31 protein-coding genes, 1 pseudogene and 1 riboswitch are annotated in these 25,642 nt (G+C 65.2%); of the genes and pseudogenes, 31 read left to right on the plus strand and 1 reads right to left on the minus strand.

Translation table 11 applies throughout. The features are described from left to right. The first annotated feature begins 205 nt into the window (after positions 1–205). Positions 206–319, plus strand: a riboswitch (TPP riboswitch). 248 nt (positions 320–567) lie between these two features. From U5A58_RS37350 to tatC, 28 genes are all read left to right on the plus strand, one after another. Beyond that, a complete protein-coding gene (locus U5A58_RS37350) occupies positions 568–1,716 on the plus strand; it encodes an FAD-dependent oxidoreductase (RefSeq protein ID WP_321915901.1) in 1,149 nt (382 codons plus the stop codon). Positions 1,717–1,758: 42 nt separating this feature from the next. Continuing rightward, positions 1,759–1,956 (plus strand): sulfur carrier protein ThiS, encoded by a 198-nt coding sequence (gene thiS / locus U5A58_RS37355; protein WP_158758760.1) that lies wholly within the window; start codon positions 1,759–1,761, stop codon positions 1,954–1,956. Between the two features lie 81 nt (positions 1,957–2,037). Beyond that, positions 2,038–2,853 (plus strand): thiazole synthase, encoded by an 816-nt coding sequence (locus tag U5A58_RS37360; protein WP_321965098.1) that lies wholly within the window; start codon positions 2,038–2,040, stop codon positions 2,851–2,853. After that, entirely contained in the window at positions 2,850–3,962 is a 1,113-nt protein-coding gene (gene thiE, locus U5A58_RS37365) for a thiamine phosphate synthase (RefSeq protein WP_321965099.1), read from the plus strand. The genes U5A58_RS37360 and thiE overlap by 4 nt, the downstream gene beginning before the upstream one ends. A gap of 168 nt (positions 3,963–4,130) precedes the next feature. Beyond that, positions 4,131–4,952, plus strand: a complete 822-nt coding sequence (locus U5A58_RS37370; protein WP_321965100.1) for an ABC transporter ATP-binding protein — start codon at positions 4,131–4,133, stop codon at positions 4,950–4,952. Beyond that, positions 4,949–5,725: a lipid asymmetry maintenance ABC transporter permease subunit MlaE gene (gene mlaE / locus U5A58_RS37375; RefSeq protein WP_321915897.1), complete on the plus strand. Its 777-nt coding sequence runs from the start codon at positions 4,949–4,951 to the stop codon at positions 5,723–5,725. The genes U5A58_RS37370 and mlaE overlap by 4 nt, the downstream gene beginning before the upstream one ends. Before the next feature lie 73 nt (positions 5,726–5,798). Further along, positions 5,799–6,368 carry an outer membrane lipid asymmetry maintenance protein MlaD gene (gene mlaD, locus U5A58_RS37380; protein ID WP_321965101.1) on the plus strand — a complete coding sequence of 190 codons (570 nt, stop codon included), beginning with the start codon at positions 5,799–5,801 and terminating at the stop codon, positions 6,366–6,368. Positions 6,369–6,382: 14 nt separating this feature from the next. Further along, positions 6,383–7,396 carry a VacJ family lipoprotein gene (locus U5A58_RS37385; RefSeq protein WP_321965102.1) on the plus strand — a complete coding sequence of 338 codons (1,014 nt, stop codon included), beginning with the start codon at positions 6,383–6,385 and terminating at the stop codon, positions 7,394–7,396. Between the two features lie 188 nt (positions 7,397–7,584). Then, positions 7,585–8,217, plus strand: coding sequence for a phospholipid-binding protein MlaC (locus U5A58_RS37390; protein ID WP_321965103.1), 633 nt, complete (start codon positions 7,585–7,587; stop codon positions 8,215–8,217). Further along, the gene (locus tag U5A58_RS37395) at positions 8,214–8,486 is read left to right on the plus strand and encodes a lipid asymmetry maintenance protein MlaB (protein ID WP_321915893.1); all 273 of its coding nucleotides are present in this window, start codon (positions 8,214–8,216) and stop codon (positions 8,484–8,486) included. The genes U5A58_RS37390 and U5A58_RS37395 overlap by 4 nt, the downstream gene beginning before the upstream one ends. Positions 8,487–8,775: 289 nt before the next feature. Then, on the plus strand, positions 8,776–9,702 hold the full coding sequence (locus U5A58_RS37400; protein ID WP_321915892.1) for an ABC transporter ATP-binding protein: 927 nt from the start codon (positions 8,776–8,778) through the stop codon (positions 9,700–9,702). Beyond that, positions 9,699–10,454, plus strand: a complete 756-nt coding sequence (locus U5A58_RS37405; protein WP_321915891.1) for an ABC transporter permease — start codon at positions 9,699–9,701, stop codon at positions 10,452–10,454. Before U5A58_RS37400 ends, U5A58_RS37405 begins: the two co-directional genes overlap by 4 nt. Before the next feature lie 15 nt (positions 10,455–10,469). Further along, the gene (locus U5A58_RS37410) at positions 10,470–10,709 is read left to right on the plus strand and encodes a BolA family protein (protein ID WP_028206568.1); all 240 of its coding nucleotides are present in this window, start codon (positions 10,470–10,472) and stop codon (positions 10,707–10,709) included. Positions 10,710–10,817: 108 nt separating this feature from the next. Next, positions 10,818–12,080, plus strand: coding sequence for a UDP-N-acetylglucosamine 1-carboxyvinyltransferase (gene murA, locus U5A58_RS37415; protein WP_321915890.1), 1,263 nt, complete (start codon positions 10,818–10,820; stop codon positions 12,078–12,080). Next, the gene (gene hisG, locus U5A58_RS37420; protein WP_321915889.1) at positions 12,077–12,775 is read left to right on the plus strand and encodes an ATP phosphoribosyltransferase; all 699 of its coding nucleotides are present in this window, start codon (positions 12,077–12,079) and stop codon (positions 12,773–12,775) included. The genes murA and hisG overlap by 4 nt, the downstream gene beginning before the upstream one ends. 116 nt (positions 12,776–12,891) lie before the next feature. Continuing rightward, a complete protein-coding gene (gene hisD / locus U5A58_RS37425) occupies positions 12,892–14,211 on the plus strand; it encodes a histidinol dehydrogenase (RefSeq protein WP_321938269.1) in 1,320 nt (439 codons plus the stop codon). Positions 14,212–14,432: 221 nt separating this feature from the next. Further along, positions 14,433–15,509: a histidinol-phosphate transaminase gene (gene hisC, locus U5A58_RS37430; protein ID WP_321965104.1), complete on the plus strand. Its 1,077-nt coding sequence runs from the start codon at positions 14,433–14,435 to the stop codon at positions 15,507–15,509. A gap of 54 nt (positions 15,510–15,563) precedes the next feature. Further along, the gene (hisB, locus tag U5A58_RS37435) at positions 15,564–16,151 is read left to right on the plus strand and encodes an imidazoleglycerol-phosphate dehydratase HisB (RefSeq protein ID WP_133186218.1); all 588 of its coding nucleotides are present in this window, start codon (positions 15,564–15,566) and stop codon (positions 16,149–16,151) included. 209 nt (positions 16,152–16,360) lie between these two features. Further along, a complete protein-coding gene (gene hisH, locus U5A58_RS37440) occupies positions 16,361–17,002 on the plus strand; it encodes an imidazole glycerol phosphate synthase subunit HisH (protein WP_158758746.1) in 642 nt (213 codons plus the stop codon). Between the two features lie 174 nt (positions 17,003–17,176). Continuing rightward, complete coding sequence (hisA, locus tag U5A58_RS37445; protein ID WP_069268257.1) at positions 17,177–17,929, plus strand: 1-(5-phosphoribosyl)-5-[(5-phosphoribosylamino)methylideneamino]imidazole-4-carboxamide isomerase; 753 nt, start codon at positions 17,177–17,179, stop codon at positions 17,927–17,929. A 222-nt stretch (positions 17,930–18,151) separates the two neighbouring features. Further along, positions 18,152–18,925 carry an imidazole glycerol phosphate synthase subunit HisF gene (gene hisF, locus U5A58_RS37450; RefSeq protein WP_321915886.1) on the plus strand — a complete coding sequence of 258 codons (774 nt, stop codon included), beginning with the start codon at positions 18,152–18,154 and terminating at the stop codon, positions 18,923–18,925. Between the two features lie 4 nt (positions 18,926–18,929). Beyond that, on the plus strand, positions 18,930–19,355 hold the full coding sequence (gene hisI / locus U5A58_RS37455) for a phosphoribosyl-AMP cyclohydrolase (protein WP_321965105.1): 426 nt from the start codon (positions 18,930–18,932) through the stop codon (positions 19,353–19,355). Beyond that, complete coding sequence (locus U5A58_RS37460) at positions 19,352–19,720, plus strand: phosphoribosyl-ATP diphosphatase (protein WP_110388464.1); 369 nt, start codon at positions 19,352–19,354, stop codon at positions 19,718–19,720. The genes hisI and U5A58_RS37460 overlap by 4 nt, the downstream gene beginning before the upstream one ends. Positions 19,721–19,811: 91 nt before the next feature. Beyond that, positions 19,812–20,204, plus strand: a complete 393-nt coding sequence (locus U5A58_RS37465) for a DUF4870 family protein (protein WP_028206579.1) — start codon at positions 19,812–19,814, stop codon at positions 20,202–20,204. Positions 20,205–20,246: 42 nt separating this feature from the next. Further along, a complete protein-coding gene (locus tag U5A58_RS37470; protein ID WP_321915884.1) occupies positions 20,247–20,615 on the plus strand; it encodes a histidine triad nucleotide-binding protein in 369 nt (122 codons plus the stop codon). A 159-nt stretch (positions 20,616–20,774) separates the two neighbouring features. Beyond that, positions 20,775–21,011: a Sec-independent protein translocase subunit TatA gene (tatA, locus tag U5A58_RS37475; RefSeq protein WP_321915883.1), complete on the plus strand. Its 237-nt coding sequence runs from the start codon at positions 20,775–20,777 to the stop codon at positions 21,009–21,011. Positions 21,012–21,120: 109 nt separating this feature from the next. Then, entirely contained in the window at positions 21,121–21,681 is a 561-nt protein-coding gene (gene tatB / locus U5A58_RS37480; protein ID WP_321938272.1) for a Sec-independent protein translocase protein TatB, read from the plus strand. Positions 21,682–21,726: 45 nt separating this feature from the next. Then, the gene (gene tatC / locus U5A58_RS37485) at positions 21,727–22,509 is read left to right on the plus strand and encodes a twin-arginine translocase subunit TatC (RefSeq protein WP_321915881.1); all 783 of its coding nucleotides are present in this window, start codon (positions 21,727–21,729) and stop codon (positions 22,507–22,509) included. A 114-nt stretch (positions 22,510–22,623) separates the two neighbouring features. Here tatC and U5A58_RS37490 read toward each other — a convergent pair whose 3' ends face one another. Next, positions 22,624–23,841: a Do family serine endopeptidase gene (locus U5A58_RS37490; protein ID WP_321915880.1), complete on the minus strand. Its 1,218-nt coding sequence runs from the start codon at positions 23,839–23,841 to the stop codon at positions 22,624–22,626. Between the two features lie 19 nt (positions 23,842–23,860). On the opposite strand from U5A58_RS37490, the gene U5A58_RS37495 reads away from it, so the two are divergent. The 3 genes and pseudogenes from U5A58_RS37495 to U5A58_RS40920 form a co-directional block, all read left to right on the plus strand. Continuing rightward, positions 23,861–24,607 (plus strand): Nif3-like dinuclear metal center hexameric protein, encoded by a 747-nt coding sequence (locus U5A58_RS37495; RefSeq protein WP_321938274.1) that lies wholly within the window; start codon positions 23,861–23,863, stop codon positions 24,605–24,607. Between the two features lie 262 nt (positions 24,608–24,869). Next, the gene (gene petA, locus U5A58_RS37500) at positions 24,870–25,490 is read left to right on the plus strand and encodes a ubiquinol-cytochrome c reductase iron-sulfur subunit (RefSeq protein WP_321915878.1); all 621 of its coding nucleotides are present in this window, start codon (positions 24,870–24,872) and stop codon (positions 25,488–25,490) included. Then, positions 25,490–25,642: pseudogene (locus U5A58_RS40920) on the plus strand (cytochrome bc complex cytochrome b subunit); the annotation flags it as partial. The gene petA and the pseudogene U5A58_RS40920, both read left to right, overlap by 1 nt.

Genomic DNA, 25,642 nt, shown 5'->3' on the forward strand with positions numbered 1-25,642 from the left:
GATTCTGTCGCCGGGCGCTTAAGTGAGTCTTAATGAGCAAAAAGCGGAGACAAAAGCGCACGCCGGCGCCGCCGTAGCGTGGCGCTCATTGTCTCACCGCGCGGGCTCGTGAGGCGAAAGCGGCGGGTTCAGGCCATTGTGCCAGAGCAGGAGGCCCGTTCCGCCGAGGTTTGCGGGCCGCGCGCCTTTTGTGGTCTAATCGACCTTGACGAAACAGGGGTGCTTCACCGGTATGCGGGGCATGCCGTACTGAGGCTGAGAGAGACCCTTCGCACCCGATCCGGGTAATACCGGCGCGGGAAGTTTCCAGAAAGTCTTACCGGAGCGCCCAGCATTTGCTCGGGCGCCAGGATTCCCGCCGGGCTGCGCTTTGGGCGCACGGGTTCGTACGAATTCCTTATCGGGACGTACGGGCCGTCTGCGCCGCATAGCCTCCACGGTCGGCCTTGCCAGCCGGTTTCGTCCTTGGGTACGTCTGCTGCTGCCGTACGGAAAGGATACGATGACCGCCTATTCTCTTTGTTCCCCGATTTTTATCGCGTTCGCGCTGCGTGACGGAGCGTCGTCATGAGTCGCGCCCATCACCGTAGTGCGGGCAGCGTGCCCGACTTCGCCGTGCTCGGCGGCGGTCTGAGCGGCCGGCTCGTCGCATGGCGGCTCGCTGGCTCCGGCCATCGCGTCGCGCTCTACGAGCGTGGCGGCCCCGAAGGCGGCGAGGCCGCGGCCTGGGTCGCGGCGGCCATGCTCGCGCCGCTCGCGGAGGCCGCCGTGGCCGAGTTGCTCATCACCGAGCTTGGTGTCGCGTCGCTCGAAACCTGGCCGCGCATCCTGGCCGAGTTGCCGGAGCCCGTGTTCTTCCAGCGCAATGGCACGCTCGTGGTCTGGCATACCGCCGATCGCACCGAAGCCCCGCTCTTCGAGCGCCGCGTGCGCGCCAACGCGCCGCGTTCGCTGGCCGACGCGAACTTCGTCGCGCTCGCCGGCGCGCAGCTCGACGCCGCCGAACCGGCGCTCGCCGGGCGCTTCGCGCGCGGCTGGCTGCTCGAAGGCGAGGGCCAGCTCGACAATCGCCAGGCGTTGGCCGCGCTGGCGGCGGGGCTGGCCGAGCGCGGCGTGCAAACGCACTGGCACACCACGGTCGACGAGGCTAATCCGCCGCCCGCGCGCGTGACGATCGACTGTCGCGGGCTAGGCGCCAAACCTGTGCTGCCGGGTTTGCGCGGCATTCGCGGCGAGGTCGCGCGCGTGCACGCGCCGGGCATCACGCTCACGCGCCCCGTGCGGCTTTTGCATCCGCGCTATCCGCTCTATATCGCGCCCAAGGAGAACGACGTCTTCGTGATCGGCGCGACCGAGATCGAAGGCGAGGACCGTTCGCCCGTGAGCGTGCGCTCGGCGCTCGAGCTGCTGAGCGCGGCGTTTGCGGTGCATCCGGCGTTCGGCGAGGCGCGCATCCTCGAATTGAACACGCAGTGCCGCCCGACGCTGCCCGACCACCGCCCGGCGCTCATCTGGGACGGCAAGACCACGCTGCGCGTGAACGGTCTCTACCGTCACGGCTTCATGATCGCGCCGGAAGTCGCCGACGAAGCCGCGCGCATTGCGCAAGCGCTGCTCGACGCGCGCGTGAACGACGCCGAGTCCTTCGAGTCGCTGCGCCGCGCGTCGCGCTGGAGCGAGATGCTGCACGCGCAGGGCGCACACGAGCCGGCGTGACGCATCGCCAGAATCAAACCGTAGTCTGAGAACGTATTTGCCATGGACATTCATATCAACCAGAAGCCGATCACGCTGCCCGAGGGCGCGACTGTCGCCGATGCGCTCGCTGCATTCGGCGCGCGTCCGCCGTTCGCCGTCGCGTTGAATGGCGATTTCGTGGCGCGCGCCCAGCATGGCGCTCGCTCGCTCCAGGCGGGCGACCGCCTCGACGTCGTGAGCCCCGTGGCCGGTGGCTGAGCCTCGCTCGCCCAGGCCACCGGTCGCGCGCATCGCATGTATCGCGAGCGCTTTCACGACACCGCCCAAGGATTCCAACCCATGACCATCACACCCACCGCCGACGCGCTCACGCTCTACGGCGAAACCTTCGCGAGCCGCGTGCTGCTTGGCACGTCGCGCTATCCGTCGCTGCAGTCGCTCGCCGACTCGATGGCGGCCGCGCGCCCCGGCATGATCACCGTCGCGCTGCGCCGCCAGATGAACGAGGGCACCGCCGAAGCGGGCTTTTTCGATCTGCTCAAGCGCCAGGGCGTGCCGCTCCTGCCGAACACGGCTGGCTGCCTCACCGTCAACGAGGCGGTCACGACCGCACATATGGCGCGCGAAGTCTTCGAAACCGACTGGATCAAGCTCGAACTGATCGGCGACGACTACACGCTGCAGCCCGACCCGGTCGGCCTGATCGAGGCCGCAGCGCGCCTCGTGAAGGACAGCTTCAAGGTGCTGCCGTACTGCACCGAGGACCTCGTGATCGGCCGCCGTCTGCTCGACGCGGGCTGCGAAGCGCTCATGCCATGGGGCGCCCCGATCGGCACCGGCAAGGGCGTGATCAATCCGTACGGTCTGCGCGTGCTGCGCGAGCGCTTGCCTGATGTGCCGCTGATCGTCGATGCGGGTCTCGGCGTGCCGTCGCATGCCTGCCAGGTGATGGAGTGGGGCTTCGACGGCGTGCTGCTCAATACGGCCGTTTCGCAGGCCACGCACCCCGAGGCGATGGCGCGTGCGTTCGCGCTGGGGGTCGAGGCGGGGCGCGCCGCGTTTCTAGCCGGGCCGATGGCCGAGCGCGAGGCGGCGGTTGCGAGCACGCCCGTGGTTGGCATGCCGTTCTGGCACCAGGATGGAGACAAGCGATGACTGAAACGCTGCGACTGCAGGACCGCGAACTGTTCTGGCCGCCCGCCGACGAACTGACCGAAACGGCGGAGCGCATCCGCGCACGCCTCGGCGACTGGCAGCCCACGCATGCGCCGTGGCGCATCTGTCTCACGCCGCCTGACGCGCCCAACGGCGGCGATCTCATCATCGTCACCGACGCGGCGCCGCATCTGACCCACATCGCGCGCTGGATGACCGACGGCGCGGGCGTGATCGAAGCCGCCGGCGAGAACCCGAAGGCCGCGCGCGCCACGTTGCATCTGGGCGGCGAGCGCTACGCGCTCGAAGGCGAGCTGGCGGAAGACTGGATCCCCGCGCTGGCGGCGTTCCTCGACTGCGGGTTCGACCCGCACGACGCGCTCGTGCTCGCGCTCGCCTGGCGCGACGGCGACGAAGAGCGGGCCGACGCCTGGCCCGTCGACATCAAGCGCTTTCCGCGCGTGCTGGGCCTGCCTGCCGCGCCTGCGCAGCCGTTCGCACCGTGCCCCGCGAAGCTTGGCCTGTATCCGGTGCTGCCGACGGCCGACTGGGTCGAGCGCGTGCTCGACTACGGCGTGAAGACGGTGCAGTTGCGCAGCAAGCAACCGAAATCCCCTGCGCTCGCGAACGAAATCGAGCGCTGCGTCGCGGCGGGCCGCAAGCACGACGCGCAGCTTTTCATCAACGATCACTGGCAGGAGGCCGTCGCGGCCGGCGCCTACGGCGTGCACCTCGGCCAGGAAGACCTGCGCGAAGCCGACCTCGGCGCGATCGCGGCGGCAGGCGTGCGCCTTGGCCTGTCGACGCACGGCTACTTCGAAATGCTCACGGCGCTCCATTTCCGTCCGAGCTACCTCGCATGCGGCGCCGTCTTCGCCACCACGACCAAGGCGATGCCCACGGCGCCCCAGGGCCTCGCGCGTCTCGCCCGCTACGTGAAACTGCTGGACGGCGTCGTGCCGATGGTGGCGATCGGCGGCATCGACGGCAATGTGCTGCCGGAAGTGCTCGCCACGGGCGCGGGCAGCGCGGCGGTGGTGCGCGCGGTGACCGAGGCGGCCGATCCGGCTGCCGCGGTTGCTGCATTGCGCAACGCGTTTACGCAATAATGGTCCGCCCTGGCTTGGAGGCTGCGCCGCGTGCGCACCCTCCGGCCAGGGGGCCGCAACCCGCAGTAGCGGGTGGCGCGGCTTACATCAACGGATCAGGGTGCGTCACGGCAGGTTTTACACGATGGCCCTATAATCCCGCCTTCGTGTAAATGGACAGTCAGCCACGTGCCCTCAACCTCTGAGACCCTACTGGAACTGCGCGACGTCGACTTCGGCTACGGCGATCGGCTCGTCCTGTCCGGCCTGAACATGCGCTTCCCGCGCGGTCAGGTGGTGGCAGTCATGGGCGGTTCCGGTGGCGGAAAAACGACAGTGCTGCGCTTGATCGGCGGCCTCGTTCGCGCCCAGCGCGGCCAGGTGCTGTTCGGCGGGCAGGACGTCGGCGCGCAATCGCGCGACGGCCTCTACGCCCTGCGCCGCAAGATGGGCATGCTCTTCCAGTTCGGCGCGCTCTTCACCGACATGTCGGTATTCGAGAACGTGGCTTTCGCGCTGCGCGAGCACACCGATCTTCCCGAAGAGCTGATCCGCGACCTCGTGCTCATGAAGCTCAACGCCGTCGGCCTGCGCGGCGCGCGCGACCTCGCGCCGTCGGAAATCTCGGGCGGCATGGCGCGCCGCGTCGCGCTCGCCCGCGCCATCGCGCTCGACCCCGAACTCATGATGTACGACGAGCCGTTCGCGGGTCTCGACCCGATTTCGCTCGGCATCACCGCGAACCTCATCCGCACGCTCAACGACGCGCTCGGCGCGACCTCGATCCTCGTCACGCACGACGTGCCCGAGTCGTTCGCGATCGCCGACTACGTATATTTCGTCGCGAACGGCCGCGTGCAGGCCGAGGGCACGCCCGACGAACTGCGCGCCTCGACCGATCCGATCGTGCGCCAGTTTATCGACGGCGCGCCGGACGGCCCGTTCCGGTTCCATTACCCGTCGAACCAGCCGCTCGCAGCGGACTTCGGCATCGGCGGAGGCCACTCATGATCGGCGCCATCAGCTCGATCGGGCGTACGGTGCTCGAAACCATCGCGCGTGCGGGGCACGCCACGCGCTTTTTCGTGCGCCTCGTCCTCGAATTCTTTCCGCTGCTGCGCCGGCCGCGCCTTGTCACGAAGCAGATCCACTTCGTCGGTAATTATTCGCTGTTGATCATTGCCGTGTCGGGCCTGTTCGTGGGCTTCGTGCTTGGCCTGCAGGGCTACTACACGCTCAACCGCTACGGCTCCGAGCAGGCGCTCGGGCTGCTGGTCGCGCTCTCGCTCGTGCGTGAACTCGGGCCCGTCGTCACCGCGCTGTTGTTCGCGGGCCGCGCAGGCACGTCGCTCACGGCCGAGATCGGCCTCATGAAAGCGGGCGAGCAGCTCACGGCCATGGAAATGATGGCCGTGGACCCCGTGCGCGTGGTGGTCGCGCCGCGCATGTGGGCGGGCGTGATCGCCATGCCGATCCTCGCGGCTATCTTCAGCGCGGTCGGCATTCTGGGCGGCTACGTGGTCGGCGTGCTGCTGATCGGCGTGGACGCCGGCGCGTTCTGGTCGCAAATGCAGGGCGGCGTGGACGTCTGGGCAGACGTGGGCAACGGCGTGATGAAGAGCATCGTGTTCGGCTTCGCCGTGACCTTCACCGCGCTCTATCAGGGCTACGAGGCGAAGCCCACGCCTGAAGGCGTGTCGCGCGCGACCACGAAGACGGTCGTGTACGCGTCGCTCGCGGTGCTCGGCCTCGACTTCCTGCTCACCGCGCTGATGTTCAGCTAAAGACGCCGGGCAGTGACCCGGCCGCGCGGCGTGCGTATCAGCGTCGCCGCAACGGATTCTCATTGGGATGACGATGAAAAAGAATGCTCTCGACTTTTGGGTCGGCCTGTTTGTGGTGCTGGGCTTTATCGCGCTGCTGTTTCTTGCGCTGAAGGCCGGCAACATGAGTTCGCTGTCGTTCCAGTCCACCTACCCGGTGAAGCTCAAGTTCGACAATATCGGCGGACTCAAGCCGCGTGCTCCGGTGAAGAGCGCCGGCGTGACCGTGGGCCGCGTGGCCTCGATCGGCTTCGACTCGAACACCTATCAGGCGCTGGTGACGATCAACCTCGACCAGCAATACCAGTTTCCGAAGGACACGTCGGCGAAGATCCTGACGTCCGGCCTGCTCGGCGAGCAGTACATCGGACTCGAGCCGGGCGGCGACTCGGAAATGCTCAAGGCCGGCGACACCATTTCGATGACGCAGTCGGCCATCGTGCTCGAAAACCTGATCGGCCAGTTCCTCTATAGCAAGGCGGCCGATTCGGGCGCCGCCAAGCCGTCCAGCGGCGCGAGCACGGATGCGGCGCCTGCTGCGGCACCCGCGCCGGCCCCGGCGTCGGCACCGGCGTCGGCACCGGCGGCTTCGGCGGCCCAATAAGAAGGAGAACAAGAATGACGACCATACGCATGCGCGCCATTACGATTGGCGTCGCAGCGCTTGCACTCGGGGGCTGTTCGACAGTGCAGACGCCGTCCAAGGACGATCCGTGGGAAGGCTTCAACCGCACGATCTACACGTTCAACGACAAGGTTGATACCTACGCGCTTAAGCCGGTGGCGCAGGGCTATGTGAAGGTCACGCCGCAACCTGTGCGTGACAGCGTGACGAACTTCTTCGCGAACATTGGTGACGTTTACAACGCGGCGAACAACTTCCTGCAGTTGAAGATCACCGATGGTGTCGAGGACATCATGCGGATCGTGATCAACACGGTCTTCGGCCTGGGCGGCCTGTTCGACGTCGCGACGCTCGCGAAGCTGCCCAAGCACAACCAGGACTTCGGCCTCACACTCGGTCACTATGGCGTGCCGCCGGGCCCGTACCTCGTGCTGCCGCTGTTCGGTCCGAGCACGGTGCGTGACGGCGTGGGCCTCGTGCCCAACTACTTCATCAATCCGCTCACCTACGTGGATCCGGCCGCGCTCTCGTGGGGCCTTTACGGCCTGAACGTGGTGAGCACGCGCGCCAACCTGCTGGGCGCGAGCGACCTGCTTGAAGGCGCGGCGATCGACAAGTATTCGTTCATCCGCAACGCCTATTTGCAGCGCCGCCGCTATCTGCTGTCGGATGGCCGTGCGTCTGACAACAATCTGCCGGACTACGGCGATGGCGCGCCGCTGCCGAAGTACGACGACACCGACGAAGGCGCGGCGCCTGGCGCGGCGACGCCCGCCTCGGGCGCGGCTGCCGGTGCAGCGGTTCCCGCTTCGGGCACCCGTGCGGCTACGCCGAGCGCGGCGAGCATGGCGCCCGCGTACCCCAACGGCGAGACGACCGCTCCGGCCACGCCGGAAAGTCCGGCCGGCGCCTCGGCGCCGGTGGGCGCGTCGGGAACCACCGTGCCCGGCGACCAGATGATCCCTCCGGCGCGCATCGGCTTCCCGAGCATGCTGCGTCTGCATTGAGCGCCGCGCTCCGGCCGGGCGTTGCGCAATGCACCGCCTCGCCGGAGCGTTCGTCTGGCATAAACGTCTGACGTAACAAGCAGAAACGCTTGTCGCACTTTGCTGGCAGTTTTTGACATAGCGAGATACAACTCGCGTGCTATCGTTGGCTCCAACGGGGCGATGTCCCCCAACTAGCAGGACTGGATATGAAGAAATTCTTTCTGTACCCGTTTTTCGCCATGTTTTTTTCGTTTGCCGGCGGCGCGTTCGCCCAGACGGTAGACACCAGCAATCCCGACGCGATGATCCAGACGGTCACGCAGCAGGTCATGAGCCAGATCAAGGGTGACAAGTCCATCCAGTCCGGCGACATCAGCAAGATCACGCAGCTCGTCAACGACAAGATCCTGCCGTACACCGACTTCCGCCGCACCACGCAACTTGCGATGGGCCGCAATTGGCGCACTGCCACGCCGGAGCAGCAGCAACAGGTCGTCGAGCAGTTCAAGACGCTGCTCATCCGCACGTACTCGGGCGCGCTCGCCCAGGTGCGCGACCAGCAGATCCAGTACAAGCCGTTCCGCGCGAACCCGGACGACACCGACGTCGTGGTCCGTTCGACGGTCGTGAACGGCGGCCAGCCGATCGAGCTTGACTATCGCCTGTACAAGACGCCGCAAGGCTGGCGCGTGTATGACATCAACGTGCTTGGCGCATGGCTCATTCAGGCGTACCAGCAGCAGTTCCAGGAGAAGATCCAGCAGGGCGGCGTGGACGGCCTGATCCAGTTCCTCACGCAGCGTAACCAGCAACTCGCATCGGGCAAGGCGACCTCGTGAGCGAGCGCTTCGCCACCGGCGCAAACCTGACCCACGAGAGCGCGAAGGCCGCGCTCTCGGCCGGGTTCGCGCAAATCTCGGCGGGCGCAACCGCCGTGGACTGTGCCGCGCTCACGCAGTTCGATTCGTCGGCGCTCGCCGTGCTGATCGCCTGGCAGCGTGCCGCGCATGAGCGCGGTGCTTCGCTTGCCGTGCTCAATTTGCCCCCCGCGCTCGCGTCCCTCGCGCGCGCCTACGGCGTCGATTCGCTTCTCGACGAGCGACATTGACCCGCGTCGCCTGGCCGGACGATTGCGTTCGAGCGGCATAGCGCCACACTGCTGCCGCACAGCCAGGCTGACGCACTTCCCCCTCCAGGGCCAGGCCGCGCTTTCCGACTTGGCCTATAATCAACCGTTTTTTGGGCGCTGCCTCGGCGCAAAAAGCACGGCTTCGCAGGTAAAAAGCGTGCACTGAGACAGCAAAGCCGGCCTCGTAAGCCGTCCCCAATTCCGGTCTTCCCCGCAGCATTGATGCACTCTTGAGCCGCGCCGTTCGCAAACGGGCGGCGTATTAGTCATGCCAGCCATAGAAATCCGTAACGTCAAGAAGCGCTACAAATCGCTTCAGGCGCTCAAGGGCGTCAGCTTCACGGTCGAAGACGGCGAGTTCTTCGGGCTGCTCGGCCCGAACGGCGCGGGCAAGACGACGCTTATCAGCATTCTTGCCGGCCTCGCGCGCGCGGACGAGGGCTCGATCGCCGTGCGCGGTCACGATGTCGTCGCCGACTACCGCAACGCACGCCGCAATCTGGGCGTCGTGCCGCAGGAACTGGTGTTCGATCCGTTCTTCACCGTGCGCGAGACGCTGCGCATCCAGTCCGGCTACTTCGGTCTGCGCAATAACGACGCGTGGATCGACGAAGTCATGGCCAATCTCGACCTCACCGAGAAAGCCGACGTGAACATGCGCGCGCTGTCGGGCGGCATGAAGCGCCGCGTGCTGGTTGCGCAAGCGCTCGTGCATCGTCCGCCCGTGATCGTGCTCGACGAGCCCACCGCCGGCGTGGACGTGGAACTGCGCCAGACGCTCTGGAAGTTCATCGCGCGCCTGAACCGCGAAGGGCACACCATCGTGCTCACCACGCACTATCTCGAAGAAGCAGAGCAGTTGTGCGACCGCATCGCCATGCTGCGGCGCGGCGAGATGGTCGCGCTCGAGCGCACGACGGCGCTGCTGCAGCGCTTCGCGGGCACGCAGCTTTTCCTGCGTTTCTCGGAAGGCGTGCTGCCGAGCGATCTGCGCGCGCTCGAAGTCGATCCGTCCAACGCCAGCGCACACCAGCACCTCCTGCGCCTCGCGAGTTACGACGACGTGGAGCGCATTCTCGCGAAGTGCCGCGCGAATGGCTGCAAGCTCGAAGAAGTGGAAGTGCGCAAGGCCGATCTGGAGGATGTCTTTGTGCAGGTGATGAACGGTCCTGAAGTGCTCGAGGGTCTCGCATGAGCGGTTTCCGTACGCTGTTCTACAAGGAAGTGCTGCGCTTCTGGAAGGTCGCTTTCCAGACCGTGCTCGCACCCGTCATTACCGCGCTGCTCTATCTCACGATCTTCGGCCACGCGCTGCGCGGCCACGTGGAGGTGTACCCGGGCGTAGAGTACACGAGCTTCCTGATTCCCGGCCTCGTGATGATGAGCGTGCTGCAGAACGCCTTCGCGAATAGCTCGTCGTCGCTGATCCAGTCGAAGATCACGGGCAATCTCGTATTCGTTCTATTGCCGCCGCTCGCCGCCTGGGAGATGTTTGGAGCCTACGTGCTCGCCTCGATCGTGCGCGGCCTCGCCGTTGGCGCGGGCGTGTTCGTCGTGACGATCTGGTTCATTCCGATGAGCTTCGCTGCGCCGTTCTACATCATCGCTTTCGCGGTGCTCGGCTCGGCGATCCTCGGCACGCTCGGCCTGATCGCCGGGATCTGGGCCGAGAAGTTCGACCAGCTCGCGGCGTTTCAGAACTTTCTCATCATGCCGCTCACGTTTCTTTCGGGCGTGTTTTATTCGACGCATACGCTGCCGCCCGTGTGGCGCGAGGTGTCGCGGCTCAATCCGTTCTTCTACATGATCGATGGCTTTCGCTTTGGGTTCTTCGGCCTGTCCGACATCAACCCGCTCGTGAGCCTTTCGATCGTTTTCGTGTTTTTCGTGGCGCTTGCCACGCTCGCCATGCGTTTGCTCGCGAGCGGGTACAAGCTGCGTCACTAAGCAGGAGCCATACTCATGTTGCCGACTCCGGAACAGATCAAGCAGTACATCTCGGCAGGGCTCGCGTGCGAGCACCTCGAAGTCGAAGGCGATGGCCAGCACTTCTTCGCGACGATCGTCTCCTCAGCATTCGACGGCAAGCGCTTGATCCAGCGCCATCAGCTCGTCTACGCGGCGCTCGGCGACCGCATGCGCGAGGAAATCCACGCGCTCAGCATGAAGACGCTCACGCCCGCCGAATGGCAGAACGCATAATCTGGAATCTCAGTGCGAATTACCCAGGACAAAGACGCCGCCGCGAGCGGCGCAGCTCAACATCAAGCGACCCAGCAAGCCGGCCGCACCGATCAGGAAACCTCAGGCATGGATAAACTCGTCATCGTCGGCGGGCAGAAGCTCGCAGGGGAAGTGGTTGTTTCCGGTGCGAAGAATGCGGCGCTGCCCATCCTCTGCGCAGGCCTTCTGAGCGCCGAGCCCGTTCATCTCGACAACGTGCCTGACCTCCAGGACGTGCGCACCACGCTCAAGCTGCTCAATCAGATGGGCGTGCGCACCGAGCAGGACGGCCACCGCGTGCAGCTCGACGCCTCGAAGGTGAACAACCTCGTGGCGCCGTATGAGCTCGTGAAGACCATGCGCGCGTCGATCCTCGTGCTCGGGCCGCTCGTCGCGCGTTTTGGCGAGGCGAAGGTGTCGCTGCCGGGCGGCTGCGCGATCGGCGCGCGCCCCGTGGATCAGCACATCAAGGGCCTGCAGGCAATGGGCGCCGAGATCAACATCGAGCACGGCTTCATCGAGGCGCGCGCGAAGCGCCTGAAGGGCGCGCGCATCGTCACCGACATGATCACGGTCACCGGCACGGAAAACCTGCTGATGGCCGCCGTGCTCGCCGAGGGCGAAACGGTGATCGAGAACGCCGCGCGCGAACCCGAAGTGGGCGACCTCGCGCACCTGCTCGTGGCAATGGGCGCGAAGATCGAAGGCATCGGCACCGACCGCCTCGTCATTCAGGGCGTGGACAAGCTCCACGGCGCGCACCACACCGTCATTCCCGACCGGATCGAAGCGGGCACGTTCCTGTGCGCGGTCGCGGCCGCGGGCGGCGACGTCACGCTGCGTCACGTGCGTCCGCACATTCTCGATGCCGTCACCGACAAGCTGCGCGAAGCGGGCGTGACGATCGAAGAGGGCGACGACTGGATGCGCGTGCGCATGCACGAGCGCGCGCGTGCCGTGAACCTGCGCACGTCCGAATACCCGGCGTTCCCGACCGACATGCAGGCGCAGTTCATGGCGCTCAACACGATCGCGGACGGCACCTCGCAGGTCGTCGAGACGATCTTCGAGAACCGCTTCATGCACGTGCAGGAACTGAACCGCCTCGGCGCTCACATCACGATCGACGGCAAGACGGCGCTCGTCGCCGGCGTCGAAAAGCTCTCGGGCGCGAAGGTGATGGCAACCGACCTGCGCGCATCGGCGAGCCTCGTGATCGCGGGCCTGTGCGCCGACGGCGAAACGCTGATCGACCGCATCTATCACCTCGACCGCGGTTATGACCGCATGGAGGCGAAGCTCACGAAGATCGGCGCGAACGTGAAGCGGATCAAGGGGAGCGCGGCATGAGCACCGTCGAGTCCAAGCCCACGCCGGCGGCCGCGGCCAGCGCGCCGTTGACGCTTGCGCTCTCGAAGGGCCGCATCTTCGAAGAGACGATGCCGCTGCTCGCCGCGGCCGGCGTGCATGTGACCGAAGACCCGGAAACCTCGCGCAAGCTGATCCTGCCGACCACCGACCCGAACCTGCGCGTGATCATCGTGCGCGCCACCGACGTGCCCACCTACGTGGAGTACGGTGCGGCCGACTTCGGCGTGGCGGGCAAGGACGTGCTCAACGAGCACGGCGGCGGCGGGCTGTATCAGCCGATCGATCTCGACATCGCGCGCTGCCGTCTTTCGGTGGCCGTGAAGGCGGGCTTCGATTACGCGAATGCGGTGCGCCAGGGCGCGCGCCTGCGCGTGGCGACCAAGTACACGGAAGCCGCGCGCGAGCACTTCGCGGCCAAGGGCGTGCACGTCGACCTCATCAAGCTGTACGGCTCGATGGAACTCGCGCCGCTCGTGGGTCTCGCGGATGCGATCGTCGACCTCGTCAGCACGGGCGGCACGCTGCGCGCGAACAATCTGGTCGAGGTGGAAGAGATCATGGAGATCTCGTCGCGCCTCGTCGTGAATCAGGCGGCGCTCAAGCTCAAGCGCGCCGCGCTGCGGCCCATCATCGACGCGTTCGAACGCGCGTCGCGCGGCGCGCAGTCGGCCTGAACAGGCTGGCCGAGTCGAAAGCAACGAGCACCAAGGGCAGGCGCAATGACGCGCCGCCTCGCGCGCAGCGCATCTCAAAAGGCGTGGCGCGCACAACGTAACGGATGGATACCAGCATGGCTATCACGATGCGCAAACTCGATTCCAGCGCCGAAGGCTTCAAGAAGGCGCTGCACGCGGTGCTCGCCTTCGAGGCGAGCGAGGACGAGGCCATCGAGCGCTCCGTCGCGCAGATTCTCGCCGATGTGAAGGCGCGCGGCGACGCCGCCGTGCTCGACTACACGAACCGCTTCGACCGCCTTTCCGCCACCAGCGTCGCGGCGCTCGAACTGCCGTTTTCCGAACTCGAAGCAGCGCTGGAGAGCCTCGAGCCCAAGCAGCGCGCGGCGCTCGAAGCGGCGGCGGCGCGCGTGCGCGGCTACCACGAGAAGCAGCGCATCGAGTGCGGCTCGCATAGCTGGCAGTACACCGAAGCCGACGGCACGGTGCTCGGCCAAAAGGTCACGCCGCTCGACCGCGTGGGCCTGTATGTTCCCGGCGGCAAGGCCGCGTATCCGTCGTCCGTGCTGATGAATGCGATTCCCGCGCGGGTGGCGGGCGTGCGCGAAATCATCATGGTCGTGCCCACGCCCGACGGCGTGAAGAACCCGCTCGTGCTGGCGGCGGCGCTGCTCGGCGGCGTCGATCGCGTGTTCACGATCGGCGGTGCGCAGGCCGTGGCCGCGCTCGCGTACGGCACGAACACGATTCCGCCCGTCGACAAGATCTGCGGGCCGGGCAACGCCTACGTCGCTTCGGCCAAGCGCCGCGTGTTCGGCACGGTCGGCATCGACATGATCGCGGGCCCCTCGGAAATCCTCGTGATCTGCGACGGCACGACCGATCCGCGCTGGGTGGCCATGGACCTGTTCTCGCAGGCCGAGCACGACGAGCTTGCGCAGTCCATCTTGCTGTGCCCGGACGAAGGCTTCATCAAGCGCGTCGAAGACGCCATCGCCGAATTGCTGCCCAGCATGCCGCGCGCCGAAGTCATTGCCACGTCGCTCACGAACCGCGGCGCGCTCGTGAAGGTGCGCGACATGGCGGAGGCCTGCGCCATCGCCAACGAGATCGCGCCGGAGCACCTCGAAATCTCGGCGCTGGAGCCGCAGAAGTGGGGCGCCGAAATCCGCCACGCGGGCGCGATCTTCCTTGGCCGCTACACGAGCGAAAGCCTCGGCGACTACTGCGCGGGGCCGAATCACGTGCTGCCTACGTCTCGTACCGCACGTTTCTCCTCGCCGCTCGGCGTCTATGATTTCATCAAGCGTTCGAGCCTCATTGAAGTCAGTGCGGAAGGCGCGCAGACGCTCGGTGAGATTGCGGCCGAACTCGCCTATGGCGAGGGCCTGCAAGCGCACGCGCGCAGCGCCGAATTTCGCATGAAGCCGGTGTGAAGCACGCCTCACAACTTGCAGAAGCGGGTTGAATGAGCCGCCGCGCGGCATGGAGACGTTGCGCGATGGCAGGCCCCGCAAGTGTGCGGGTGCCGCAGTTTGCACCCGCCGTTCGACCCGTAGTGACCCACACGCAGCAGAGACCACGACGATAACCAGGGCCGCCGGCTTGCCGAGCGGTCCGTGCCGGCGGCCTCGCTTTTCGCGAGCCGCTTTTCGACATGACGACACCACAAGACATCATCCGTCGCGACGTGCTCGCGATGACGAGTTACCCCGTGCCCGACGCTTCCGGTTTTGTGAAGCTCGATGCCATGGAGAACCCGTTTGCACTGCCCGCCGACCTTGCAGAGCAACTGGGCGAACGCCTCGCGGCAGTCGCGCTGAACCGTTATCCCGCACCGCGTCCCGAAGCGCTGATCGCCAAGCTCAAGCAGGTCATGCGCGTGCCGTCCGACTGCGACGTCCTGCTCGGCAACGGCTCGGACGAGATCATCAGCATGGTCACCACGGCGTGCGCGAAGCCGGGCGCCAAAGTGCTCGCACCGGTGCCGGGTTTCGTCATGTACGCGATGTCGGCTAAGTTCGCGCAGGTCGAGTTCGTCGGCGTGCCGCTCAAGGCCGATTTCACGCTCGACCTCGAAGCGACGCTCGCGGCCATCGCGGAGCACACGCCGGCCGTGATCTGGCTGGCATATCCGAACAACCCCACGGGCACGCTGTTCGCCGACGCCGACATCGAGCGCGTGATCGCGGCCGCTGCGACGGCGAAGAGCCTCGTGGTGATCGACGAGGCCTACCAGCCGTTCGCGATGCAAAGCTGGATGCCGCGCGTGGGCGAGTTCGACAACGTGGTCGTAATGCGCACGATGTCGAAGCTTGGGCTCGCAGGCATCCGCCTCGGCTATCTGGCCGGGCGTCCGACGTGGCTCAACGAGTTCGACAAGGTGCGTCCGCCGTATAACGTGAACGTGCTCACGCAGGCGGCCGCAGATCTGTTGCTCGACCATGTCGATGTGCTCGACGCGCAGGCCGCGCAACTGCGCGCGCAGCGTGCGGCGCTCGCGGCCGAAGTGGCGAAGCTGCCGGGCGCCGAGGTGTTCGAAAGCGCGGGCAATTTCCTGCTTGTACGCGTGCCCGACGCGGCGGCGGTTTTTGACACGCTGCTGTCTGCCCGGATTCTGATCAAAAACGTGGGTAAAATGCACCCATTGCTTGCGAACTGTGTGCGCCTGACCGTTGGCACCCCCGACGAAAACGCGCAATTGCTCGCTGCCCTGAAGCTCGTGCTCCGTTAAGCCGCAGCTTCGTTCTCCCACTCTCCTGTTACGGGCTGTTTGAAGGAAATTGCCATGCGCGTCGCGCAAGTCGTTCGCAACACCAGCGAAACGCAAATCCGTGTGAAACTCAATCTGGACGGCACCGGCGAGCAAAAGCTCGCGACCGGCGTGCCGTTTCTCGACCATATGCTCGACCAGATTGCACGACACGGTCTGATCGATCTGGAGATCGAGGCGCATGGCGACACGCATATCGACGACCACCATACGGTGGAAGACGTCGGTATCACGCTCGGCCAGGCGGTGGCGCAGGCCATCGGCGACAAGAAGGGCATTCGCCGCTACGGCCACGCCTATGTGCCGCTCGACGAAGCGCTTTCGCGCGTCGTGATCGACTTCTCGGGCCGTCCGGGCCTCGAATTCCACGTGCCGTTCACGCGTGCGCGCATCGGCACGTTCGATGTCGACCTGTCGATCGAATTCTTCCGCGGCTTCGTGAACCACGCCGGCGTGACGCTGCACATCGACAATCTGCGCGGACTCAACGCGCACCATCAGATGGAAACCGTGTTCAAGGCATTTGGCCGCGCGCTGCGCCAGGCCGCCGAACTGGACGAACGTCAGGCGGGCAAGATTCCGTCGACGAAGGGCAGCCTCTAAGCGGCGCCTTTCACCGACCAGCAGGCGGGCAGCGCCGCGCGGAAGGCGCAGGCGCATGCAGCATGCGCGCCACATTAGCCGTTCGGCTTATGGGCTTGCACGCGCCAGGTGGCGTACATTGACGGCTTCGAAGGCAGATCAGGGCACATCGCGGCGCACTGGCGCCCACACAGCCAAGGGCAGGGCCTGCTGAGCAGGCCGGATTCGAGATGAAAACTTCAATTGCGATTGTGGATTATGGGATGGGCAACCTGCGTTCGGTGGCCCAGGCGCTGAGGCAGGCCGCACCGGAAGCCGACGTGGCTATCGTCGAGCGTCCCGAAGCAATCCGCGCGGCCGACCGCGTGGTGCTGCCGGGCCAGGGCGCGATGCCCGACTGCATGCGCAGCCTGGCGGAGTCGGGCCTGCAGGACGCCGTGCTCGAAGCCTCGCGCACGAAGCCGCTCATGGGCGTATGCGTGGGCGAGCAAATGCTGTTCGACTGGAGTGCGGAAGGCGACACGAAGGGCCTGGGCCTGTTGCCCGGCAAGGTCGTGCGCTTCGATCTGGAAGGCCAGTTGCAGGACGACGGCTCGCGCTTCAAGGTCCCGCAAATGGGCTGGAACCGCGTGCGCCAGGCGCGCGCGCACGCCCTGTGGGACGGCGTGCCCGACGAAAGCTTCTTTTACTTCGTGCACAGCTACTATGTGGTTCCGGCGGATGCGGCGCACACCGTGGGCGAAACGCCATACGGCGCGGCCTTTACCTCGGCAGTGGCGCGGGATAACATCTTCGCCACCCAATTCCACCCGGAAAAGAGCGCCGCTGCGGGCTTGCGCGTTTATCGCAACTTCGTCCACTGGAACCCCTGAATTCCTGCGGCGCTGACGCTCGCAGCCGCCTTCGCGCACGAGCGCCGCGGCATACGACTTGCGTCAGCAAGGCCGCCGAAAGAGTTGTACTAAACTAGCGAAACGGCGTCGGATCGGGCCTTTTTTCCGCCGGCGCCGCAGACTTCAACCCCATTCCCAGACACACCCGAAGCTATGCTGCTGATTCCGGCCATCGATCTCAAAGACGGTCACTGCGTGCGCCTCAAACAAGGCGATATGGACCAGGCGACGATTTTCTCCGAGGAACCGGCGGCTATGGCCCGACATTGGGTCGAGCGCGGCGCGCGGCGCCTGCACCTCGTCGACCTGAACGGCGCGTTTGCCGGCAAGCCGAAGAACGAAGACGCGATTCGCGAGATCATCCGCGAAGTCGGCGACGAGATCCCCGTGCAGCTCGGCGGCGGTATCCGCGACCTCGACACCATCGAGCGTTATCTCGACGACGGCCTGTCCTATGTGATCATCGGTACCGCCGCCGTGAAGAATCCGGGCTTCCTCCAGGAAGCGTGCACGGCATTCGGGGGCCATATCATCGTCGGCCTCGACGCCAAGGACGGCAAGGTCGCGACCGACGGCTGGAGCAAGCTCACGGGCCACGAAGTCGTGGACCTCGCGCGCAAGTTCGAGGACTACGGCGTCGAGTCGATCATCTACACCGACATCGGCCGTGACGGCATGCTTCAGGGCATCAACATCGAAGCGACGGTGCGCCTCGCGCGTGCGGTGAAGATTCCGATCATCGCGAGCGGCGGTCTTTCCAACCTCGGCGACATCGACGCACTGTGCGAAGTCGAGGACGAAGGCGTGGAAGGCGTGATCTGCGGTCGCGCGATCTACTCGGGCGACCTCGATTTCGCCGCCGCGCAAACGCGCGCAGACAGCCTGCGCGAATCGGACGACGCGTAACGCGTCGAACGCCGGCCTCCGTTACAGGAGGCCTTTGTTTTTGGTGCTGCGCCGCCATCTCCATTGGAACTGGCGCCCGCGCGGGATAATTTCGCCTAAAGGCGCAAGGCAAGCCGCAAAGCGCGCGACAATGGGCTGCGTGCCAGGCCCCAACCGGGGTCGGCAGCGTTCTCGCGAAAGCCGCTCGCCGCACTCACACCGACTCGCAACTTCGGCAAGATCATGGCTCTACCCAAACGCATCATCCCCTGCCTCGACGTGACCGCCGGGCGCGTCGTGAAGGGCGTCAATTTCGTCGAACTGCGCGACGCGGGAGATCCCGTCGAAATCGCGCGCCGCTACGACGACCAGGGCGCCGACGAACTGACGTTCCTCGACATCACCGCGACCTCCGACCAGCGCGACCTGATCCTGCCGATCATCGAGGCGGTGGCTTCGCAGGTCTTCATTCCGCTCACCGTGGGCGGCGGCGTGCGTGCCGTGGCGGACGTGCGGCGCCTGCTCAACGCCGGGGCGGACAAGGTCAGCATGAACTCGTCGGCCGTCGCCAATCCGCAGCTTGTGCGCGATTCCGCCGACAAATACGGCTCGCAGTGCATCGTCGTCGCCATCGACGCGAAGCGGACGTCCGCGCCGGGCGAACCCGCGCGCTGGGAAGTGTTCACGCACGGCGGCCGCAAGGCCACGGGCATCGACGCCGTGGAATGGGCGCGCAAGATGGCCGAGCTGGGCGCGGGCGAAATCCTGCTCACGAGCATGGACCGCGACGGCACGAAGAGCGGCTTCGACCTCGCCCTCACGAGCGCGGTGTCCGACGCTGTGCCGATTCCCGTGATCGCCTCGGGCGGCGTGGGCGGCCTGCAGGACCTCGCAGACGGCATCGTCAAGGGCCGTGCTGACGCCGTGCTGGCGGCGAGCATCTTCCACTACGGCGAGCACACGGTGGGCGAGGCGAAGCGCTTCATGGCCGACCAGGGCATCTCGGTGAGGATGTGACGCGATGAGCAACGAACCAACCAACGACCTTGCCAACGCCAACTGGCTCGACAAGGTCAACTGGGACGCGAGCGGCCTCGTGCCGGTGATCGCGCAGGAAGCCACCACTGGCGACGTGCTGATGTTCGCTTGGATGAACCGCGAAGCGCTCGCCAAGACGGTGGAGCTGCGCCGCGCCGTGTACTTCTCGCGCTCGCGTCAGCGCCTGTGGTTCAAGGGCGAGGAGTCGGGCCACGTGCAGCAGGTGCGCGACATCCGCCTCGACTGCGACGAAGACGTCGTGCTGCTCAAGATCGAGCAGGTGTCGGGCATTGCGTGCCACACGGGCCGCCACTCGTGCTTTTTCCAGCAATTCGAAGGCACCGTCGACGAGGGCCGCTGGGTCGCCGTCGACCCTGTGCTGAAAGACCCCGAACACATCTACAAATGACGCAACTGAACACCAATGACACCCTGCTGCGCCTCGCAGCGGTGATCGACAGCCGCAAGGGCGGCGATCCGGACGCCTCCTACGTCGCGCGCCTGTTTCACAAGGGCGACGACGCGGTGCTCAAGAAGGTCGGCGAAGAAGCAACGGAAGTCGTGCTGGCCGCGAAGGACGTGCGCCAGGGCGGCGCACCGAAGGCGCTGGTCGGCGAGATGGCCGACCTGTGGTTCCATTGCCTCGTCACGCTTTCGCATTTCGATCTGAGTCCCGCCGACGTGCTCGCGGAACTGGAACGCCGCGAAGGTCTTTCGGGTCTTGAGGAAAAGGCGCTGCGCAAGAGCCGCGAGCGCGAAGAGAACGGCGACTGAGGCCGGCGCGCAGCGCAACCCACCCCACGTTCTGCATGGGACCAGAGTAAGCGCTAAAGCGCTAACTCTGGATCGACAGGAGATGAACGACATGTCCACGTCTGGCGACTATCCGCCCCCTTCGTACCGCAACGGCGTTGACGCGGACCGTTTGCGCAGCCTGCGCACTTTCACGCACGTGCTGTACGCGCTCTACGCGGTGTACTGGCTCACCGGCGGCATTTCGGTGCTGGTGGCCATCATTCTCAATTACCTCAAGCGCGACGAAGCGCTCGGCACGCCCTACGAGCAGCACTTCACCTGGCAAATCCGCACATTCTGGCTTGGCCTCGCTGGCCATCTGATCGGCGGCGTGCTCATCTTCGTGCTGGTCGGCATTCCAATTTTGTGGGCTGTCGCAATCTGGACGTTGTACCGTATCATCAAAGGCTGGCTGTACTTGTACGACAACAAGCCGCTGCACAATCCGCGCGCCTGGTTTTGAGGGCAGCCGGGTGCGTGTGCGGCGCTGCTCACCAGGAGCACCATGAGTCACGACCGCAGCACCTGTCTTTTCTGCAAGATCGCCGATGGCCAGATTCCCAGCACCCGGGTGTATGAAGACGACGAATTCGTCGCCTTCCGCGACATCCGGCCCGCAGCCGAAACGCACGTCCTCGTCATTCCGCGCCAGCATATTTCCACCCTTGCCGACTGCGGTGAAAACGACGCACCGCTGCTTGGTAGAATGTTTGTATTGGTCGCGCGGCTCGCCAAGGAGCTGGGCGTCTCGTACACGGGCGGCGACACCGGATTTCGCACGGTCGTGAATACGGGGCCGGGCGGCGGGCAGGAGGTCTACCATCTGCACGCGCATTTGCTGGCCGGCCCGCGTCCGTGGCACCGCATGGGCTGAGTGCCGAGGGCGGTGAAAGTCGGTATAAATGATGGATGGCGTGGGGCGAACCTCGTGTTTCGCTAAAGGGTCGCACGCCACGTTGGTGCAACATCAAACAGGCACAATTTATCGCGTCGCGTACATCGCGCGGCGACGGGGTTAAGGAGAGAGTGAATCATGGGTTCGTTGAGCATTTGGCACTGGCTGATCGTCTTGTTGATCGTTGCGCTCGTCTTCGGCACCAAGAAGCTGCGCAATATCGGTAGCGATCTGGGCGGTGCGGTAAAGGGTTTCAAGGAAGGCATGCGCGAGAGCGAAGGCGCCGACGCGCCAAAGCGTGAGCTGCCGGCCGACGGCGGCGCAGTCGACGTCGAAGCCAAGGACAAGACGCAGCGCTCGAACGACTACCGCTAAAGCGCGTGGCGGCCTTTTTCTCGCCGCCACCTGTTTTCCAGCTTGAATCCCGCTCGTGACCACAGCTTGTGACTAACAAGACAGCCAAGGCTGACGGAAAACTCCATTCATGCTCGATCTCGGTTTAACCAAGATGGCGCTGATCGGCGTCGTCGCGCTGGTCGTTCTCGGACCGGAGCGGCTGCCGCGTGTCGCACGCACGGCGGGCGCGCTGTTCGGGCGCGCGCAGCGTTATATCAACGACGTCAAGGCGGAAGTCACGCGCGAGATCGAACTCGACGAGTTGCGCCGCATGAAGACCGAGTTCGAGGAGGCGGCGCAGAACGTCGAAAAGAACGTTCAGGACAACCTGCGCAAGCATGAAACCGAGTTGAACGACGCCTGGAACGCGGGCACGTCGGTGTCGCCGAGCATCGCGGGCGGCGCGGATCCTGCGAGCCTGGAAGGCGCCGCAGCCAACGTGATGGACGGCGCCGCAACGCAATCGGGATGGCGCTCCGGCAACGCGGGCGCGAGCGGTGCGAAGCGCAAGAACTGGCGCGTGAAGCAGAGCGCCGCGCCTGTCTGGTACAAACGCGCCACGCTGCGCCGTACGCGAGTGCAATCCGGCGCTGCGCGCGTGGCACAGCACACGCCGGCAAGCCTGCGCCGGCCCACGCGGTTCTTCTGACGCGGATTCGCATTTGCGCACGACCATTTCCAACAGAGGGCCGGTGTGAGCGACCCCCAGCAAAAACTGGACGAAGGCTCCGAAGAGACCTTCATTTCCCATCTCGTCGAACTGCGCGACCGCATCATTCGCGCGGGCCTTGCCGTGATCGTCGTGTTCATCGGGCTCGTGTACTGGGCGCCCGACATATTCCGTCTGCTTGCACGTCCGCTCATGCAGAATCTGCCGCGCGACGGCAAGATGATCGTCACCGACGTGACCGGCTCGTTCTTCGTGCCCATGAAGGTCACGATGCTCGTGGCCTTCGTGATCGCGCTGCCGGTCGTGCTCTACCAGATCTGGGCGTTCGTCGCTCCCGGTCTTTACCAGCACGAAAAGAAGCTCGTCGCGCCGCTCGTGGCGAGCAGCTACACGCTCTTCCTGTGCGGCATGGCGTTCGCATATTTCGTGGTGTTCCCGACCATCTTCCGCGTAATGGCGCATTACAACGCGCCACTTGGCGCGGAGATGACGACCGATATCGACAATTACCTGAGCTTCGTGCTCACCATGTTCATTGCGTTCGGCGTGACCTTCGAGGTGCCGATCATCGTGGTGCTGCTCGTGCGCATGGGCGTGGTCACCGTGAAGAAGCTCAAGCAGGTCCGGCCCTACGTGATCGTTGGCGCGTTCATCGTCGCGGCCGTCGTGACGCCGCCAGACGTGTTCTCGCAGCTCATTCTCGCGTTGCCGCTCATCGTGCTGTACGAGCTGGGCATCATCGCGGCGCGTATCTTCATTGGCACCGGCGAGAAGAAACCCGCGGACGAGAGTCAGCCGGCGAGCTAACCTCGCTGGCGCTGCGCAGAAAAACCGCAGGCAAACGAAAAGGCCGCGAACTTAAGTTCGCGGCCTTTTCGCATTCTGGATACGGGCAGGGCGCGACGCCCGGCCTGTGACGGATCAGCCTCCGTCGTCGTCGCCTTCGCCGTCTTCCTGGGCCGGCTGCTTCGGCGGCGGCGGGCGCTTGCCGATCAGCACGTCGAGATCCATGTCCTTGTTCTTGCGCACGAGGTGGATCTTCGCGTCGGTGCCCGGTTTGATCTGCGCGATCACGTTCAGAAGGCGTGTGGTGTCCGTGATGGCCTCGCCGTTCACCGAGGTCAGAACGTCGCCGGGCTTGATGCCGGCCTTGTCGGCGGGGCCGCCCTGCAGCACGCCTGCGACGATCGCGCCAGACTTCTCCTTGAGCCCAAACGAGTCGGCGATCTCGGGCGTCACGTCCTGCGGTTCTACGCCGATCCAGCCGCGCGTGACCGAACCCGAGGTGATGATGCTCTCCAGCACGCTGCGCGCCGTGGAGACGGGAATCGCGAAGCCGATGCCGAGCGAGCCGCCCGAGCGCGAGTAGATGGCCGTGTTGATGCCGAGCAGGTTGCCGTTCACGTCGACGAGCGCGCCGCCCGAGTTGCCCGGATTGATCGGCGCGTCGGTCTGAATGAAGTTTTCGAACGTGTTGATGCCGAGGTGGTTGCGGCCCAGCGCGCTGATGATGCCCATCGTGACCGTTTGTCCCACCCCGAACGGGTTGCCGATGGCGAGCACGACGTCGCCCACGCGCGTCTGGTCCATGCGGCCGAGCGTGATGGTGGGCAGGTTCGGCAGGTTGATCTTGAGCACCGCGAGATCGGTTTCCGGGTCGATGCCGATCACCTTCGCGTTGGTGGTGCGGCCGTCGGAAAGCGCAATTTCGATCTGGTCCGCGCCGTCGATCACGTGCTGGTTCGTTAGAATGTAACCGTCCGGACTGACAATGACGCCCGAACCGAGGTTGGCGGCAGGCTGCTCCTGCTGCTTGTGGTTTTTGTTGCGATCGCCGAAGAAGTAGCGAAATAGCGGGTCGTTCTGGCGGGGGTCGGGCGGCAGCGACCCATCCTTGCTCGAGAACACGTTGACGACCGCGGGCATTGCCTTCTGGGCGGCGTCCGCATAGGAGCCCTGGGTGGTGCCTCCACCGATGCCTGGCGCCACCTCCCGCAGTGCGACGATCGGTTCGGCAAGTTGCTTGCCGAACTGCCCCTGGTGCTGCAGCCACTGCGGTTTGAGCGTGGCGATGATGAACATCAACGCCAGCAGAACCGTCACCGCCTGGGCGAAGAACAGCCAAAAGCGTCTAAGCATCTGAAGATTAGAGGATTATATGGATCGGATCGAACTGGAATTGTATCTGAACAATCTTCTGGAATCCGCGCGGTTCAAGGACTACTGCCCCAATGGTTTGCAGGTCGAAGGGCGGCGTCGGGTGGAGAAGATCGCCACGGGCGTGACCGCTTCACTCGCCTTCCTGGAAGCCGCGCTCGAGTGGGGCGCCGACGCGGTGCTCGTGCATCACGGCTACTTCTGGAAGAACGAAGCGCCGCAAATCACCGGCCGCAAATACCGGCGCCTGAAGACCTTGCTCGCGAACGATATCAACCTGTTCGCGTACCACTTGCCGCTCGATAGCCATCCGGAACTGGGCAATAACGCGCAGTTGGGCGCCAGATTCGGCTGGATCGGCGAACAACGCTTCGGCGAGCAGGATCTCGGCTGGATGGCCACGCTGCCCATGCCGATCACGCTTGCGCACTTCACCGCCGAGGTCACGCAAACGCTCGGCCGCGCGCCGCTCGTGCTGGGCGACCCCGACTGGCAGCTGCGCCGCGTGGCCTGGTGCACGGGCGCCGCGCAAAGTTACTTCGACGCCGCGATCGAGGCCGGCGCCGACGTCTTCCTCACCGGCGAGATTTCCGAGCAGACCACGCACACGTCGGCGGAAAGCGGGGTGGCGTTTCTCGCGGCGGGCCACCACGCAACCGAGCGTTTTGGCGTGCAGGCGGTGGGCGCGCATCTCTCGGAAGCGTTCAACATCGAGCATCTTTTCATCGACATCGACAATCCCGTTTAAGCGAACTTTTCCATGCACATGCCTGGCGTTCGCATGGCGAAAATTGTCGTGGTGCAGCATCGTTTTATTCATCGGGCATTTACAAGCTGAAAAGAAAGTGGCCCTCTTTTCTGCGGGAAAACCCCGAGATATCAAGGACTTCCGAAGCTTTTTCGAGAACGCCCCTTGTAAATGCCAACTCCATTCGAGCAAACTAGCGTTCGGCAGCACCGCGGGTAAGCTGGCGTGACGGAAAAATCCAACTCAGAAGTGGGGCGATGTGATGCGAGACAACGAGAATGACCGCGTCGATGGCAGCCGCCGAACCTGGCTGATTGCGACGTCCGTAGCAGGTGGCATAGGAGGCGTGGCCACTGTCGTACCCTTCGTAGGTTCTTTTGCACCATCCGAAAAAGCCCGCGCCGCCGGCGCGCCTGTCGTAGCCGACATCACGAATCTGCAGCCCGGCTCGATGATGACCGTGGCCTGGCGCGGCAAGCCCGTGTGGATCCTGTACCGCACGGATCGCATGATGGCCGACGTGAAGAAGGCCGATCCCGATCTGGCCGATCCGAACTCCGAGCATCCGTTCTCGATGCCGATGCCGGAGTACTGCATGAACGAATTCCGTTCGCGCGCCGAGCATCAGAACATTCTCGTGGCCGTTGCCGTCTGCACCCATCTGGGCTGCACGCCGACGCCGCGCTTCCAGGAAGGCCCGCAGCCGAACCTGCCCGACAGCTGGCCGGGCGGCTTCCTGTGCCCGTGTCACGGCTCCACCTACGATCTCTCCGGCCGCGTGTTCAAGAACAAGCCGGCGCCGCAAAACCTCGACATTCCGCGCTACATGTTCGCGTCCCCGACGCAGATCGTGATCGGCAAGGACGAAAAAGGAGAAGCGTGATGGCGACGGGAACCGAAAAGGATGTGGGGGAGACGGCCGGCCTGCAGGGCTGGATCGACAAGCGCTTTCCGATGACCTCGACCTGGAAAGCGCACCTCTCCGAGTACTACGCACCGAAGAACTTCAACTTCTGGTACTTCTTCGGCTCGCTT

It is taken from the genome of Paraburkholderia sp. J7, from assembly GCF_905220155.1.
Taxonomy (GTDB): domain Bacteria; phylum Pseudomonadota; class Gammaproteobacteria; order Burkholderiales; family Burkholderiaceae; genus Paraburkholderia.

Bases quoted from the DNA above. Each gene is read 5' to 3' on its own strand.
- mlaD (WP_321965101.1), top strand. From the start codon at position 5,799: ATGAAAAAGAATGCTCTCGACTTTTGGGTCGGCCTGTTTGTGGTGCTG.
- hisC (WP_321965104.1), top strand. From the start codon at position 14,433: ATGACGACACCACAAGACATCATCCGTCGCGACGTGCTCGCGATGACG.
- U5A58_RS37400 (WP_321915892.1), top strand. From the start codon at position 8,776: ATGCCAGCCATAGAAATCCGTAACGTCAAGAAGCGCTACAAATCGCTT.
- hisI (WP_321965105.1), top strand. From the start codon at position 18,930: ATGAGCAACGAACCAACCAACGACCTTGCCAACGCCAACTGGCTCGAC.
- U5A58_RS37495 (WP_321938274.1), top strand. From the start codon at position 23,861: ATGGATCGGATCGAACTGGAATTGTATCTGAACAATCTTCTGGAATCC.
- U5A58_RS37385 (WP_321965102.1), top strand. From the start codon at position 6,383: ATGACGACCATACGCATGCGCGCCATTACGATTGGCGTCGCAGCGCTT.
- hisD (WP_321938269.1), top strand. From the start codon at position 12,892: ATGGCTATCACGATGCGCAAACTCGATTCCAGCGCCGAAGGCTTCAAG.
- U5A58_RS37470 (WP_321915884.1), top strand. From the start codon at position 20,247: ATGAGTCACGACCGCAGCACCTGTCTTTTCTGCAAGATCGCCGATGGC.
- petA (WP_321915878.1), top strand. From the start codon at position 24,870: ATGCGAGACAACGAGAATGACCGCGTCGATGGCAGCCGCCGAACCTGG.
- U5A58_RS37360 (WP_321965098.1), top strand. From the start codon at position 2,038: ATGACCATCACACCCACCGCCGACGCGCTCACGCTCTACGGCGAAACC.
- hisG (WP_321915889.1), top strand. From the start codon at position 12,077: ATGAGCACCGTCGAGTCCAAGCCCACGCCGGCGGCCGCGGCCAGCGCG.
- hisB (WP_133186218.1), top strand. From the start codon at position 15,564: ATGCGCGTCGCGCAAGTCGTTCGCAACACCAGCGAAACGCAAATCCGT.
- murA (WP_321915890.1), top strand. From the start codon at position 10,818: ATGGATAAACTCGTCATCGTCGGCGGGCAGAAGCTCGCAGGGGAAGTG.
- U5A58_RS37410 (WP_028206568.1), top strand. From the start codon at position 10,470: ATGTTGCCGACTCCGGAACAGATCAAGCAGTACATCTCGGCAGGGCTC.
- U5A58_RS37405 (WP_321915891.1), top strand. From the start codon at position 9,699: ATGAGCGGTTTCCGTACGCTGTTCTACAAGGAAGTGCTGCGCTTCTGG.
- hisH (WP_158758746.1), top strand. From the start codon at position 16,361: ATGAAAACTTCAATTGCGATTGTGGATTATGGGATGGGCAACCTGCGT.
- U5A58_RS37390 (WP_321965103.1), top strand. From the start codon at position 7,585: ATGAAGAAATTCTTTCTGTACCCGTTTTTCGCCATGTTTTTTTCGTTT.
- hisA (WP_069268257.1), top strand. From the start codon at position 17,177: ATGCTGCTGATTCCGGCCATCGATCTCAAAGACGGTCACTGCGTGCGC.
- hisF (WP_321915886.1), top strand. From the start codon at position 18,152: ATGGCTCTACCCAAACGCATCATCCCCTGCCTCGACGTGACCGCCGGG.
- thiE (WP_321965099.1), top strand. From the start codon at position 2,850: ATGACTGAAACGCTGCGACTGCAGGACCGCGAACTGTTCTGGCCGCCC.
- tatB (WP_321938272.1), top strand. From the start codon at position 21,121: ATGCTCGATCTCGGTTTAACCAAGATGGCGCTGATCGGCGTCGTCGCG.
- U5A58_RS37350 (WP_321915901.1), top strand. From the start codon at position 568: ATGAGTCGCGCCCATCACCGTAGTGCGGGCAGCGTGCCCGACTTCGCC.
- U5A58_RS37465 (WP_028206579.1), top strand. From the start codon at position 19,812: ATGTCCACGTCTGGCGACTATCCGCCCCCTTCGTACCGCAACGGCGTT.
- U5A58_RS37460 (WP_110388464.1), top strand. From the start codon at position 19,352: ATGACGCAACTGAACACCAATGACACCCTGCTGCGCCTCGCAGCGGTG.
- thiS (WP_158758760.1), top strand. From the start codon at position 1,759: ATGGACATTCATATCAACCAGAAGCCGATCACGCTGCCCGAGGGCGCG.
- U5A58_RS37490 (WP_321915880.1), bottom strand. From the start codon at position 23,841: ATGCTTAGACGCTTTTGGCTGTTCTTCGCCCAGGCGGTGACGGTTCTG.
- tatA (WP_321915883.1), top strand. From the start codon at position 20,775: ATGGGTTCGTTGAGCATTTGGCACTGGCTGATCGTCTTGTTGATCGTT.
- mlaE (WP_321915897.1), top strand. From the start codon at position 4,949: ATGATCGGCGCCATCAGCTCGATCGGGCGTACGGTGCTCGAAACCATC.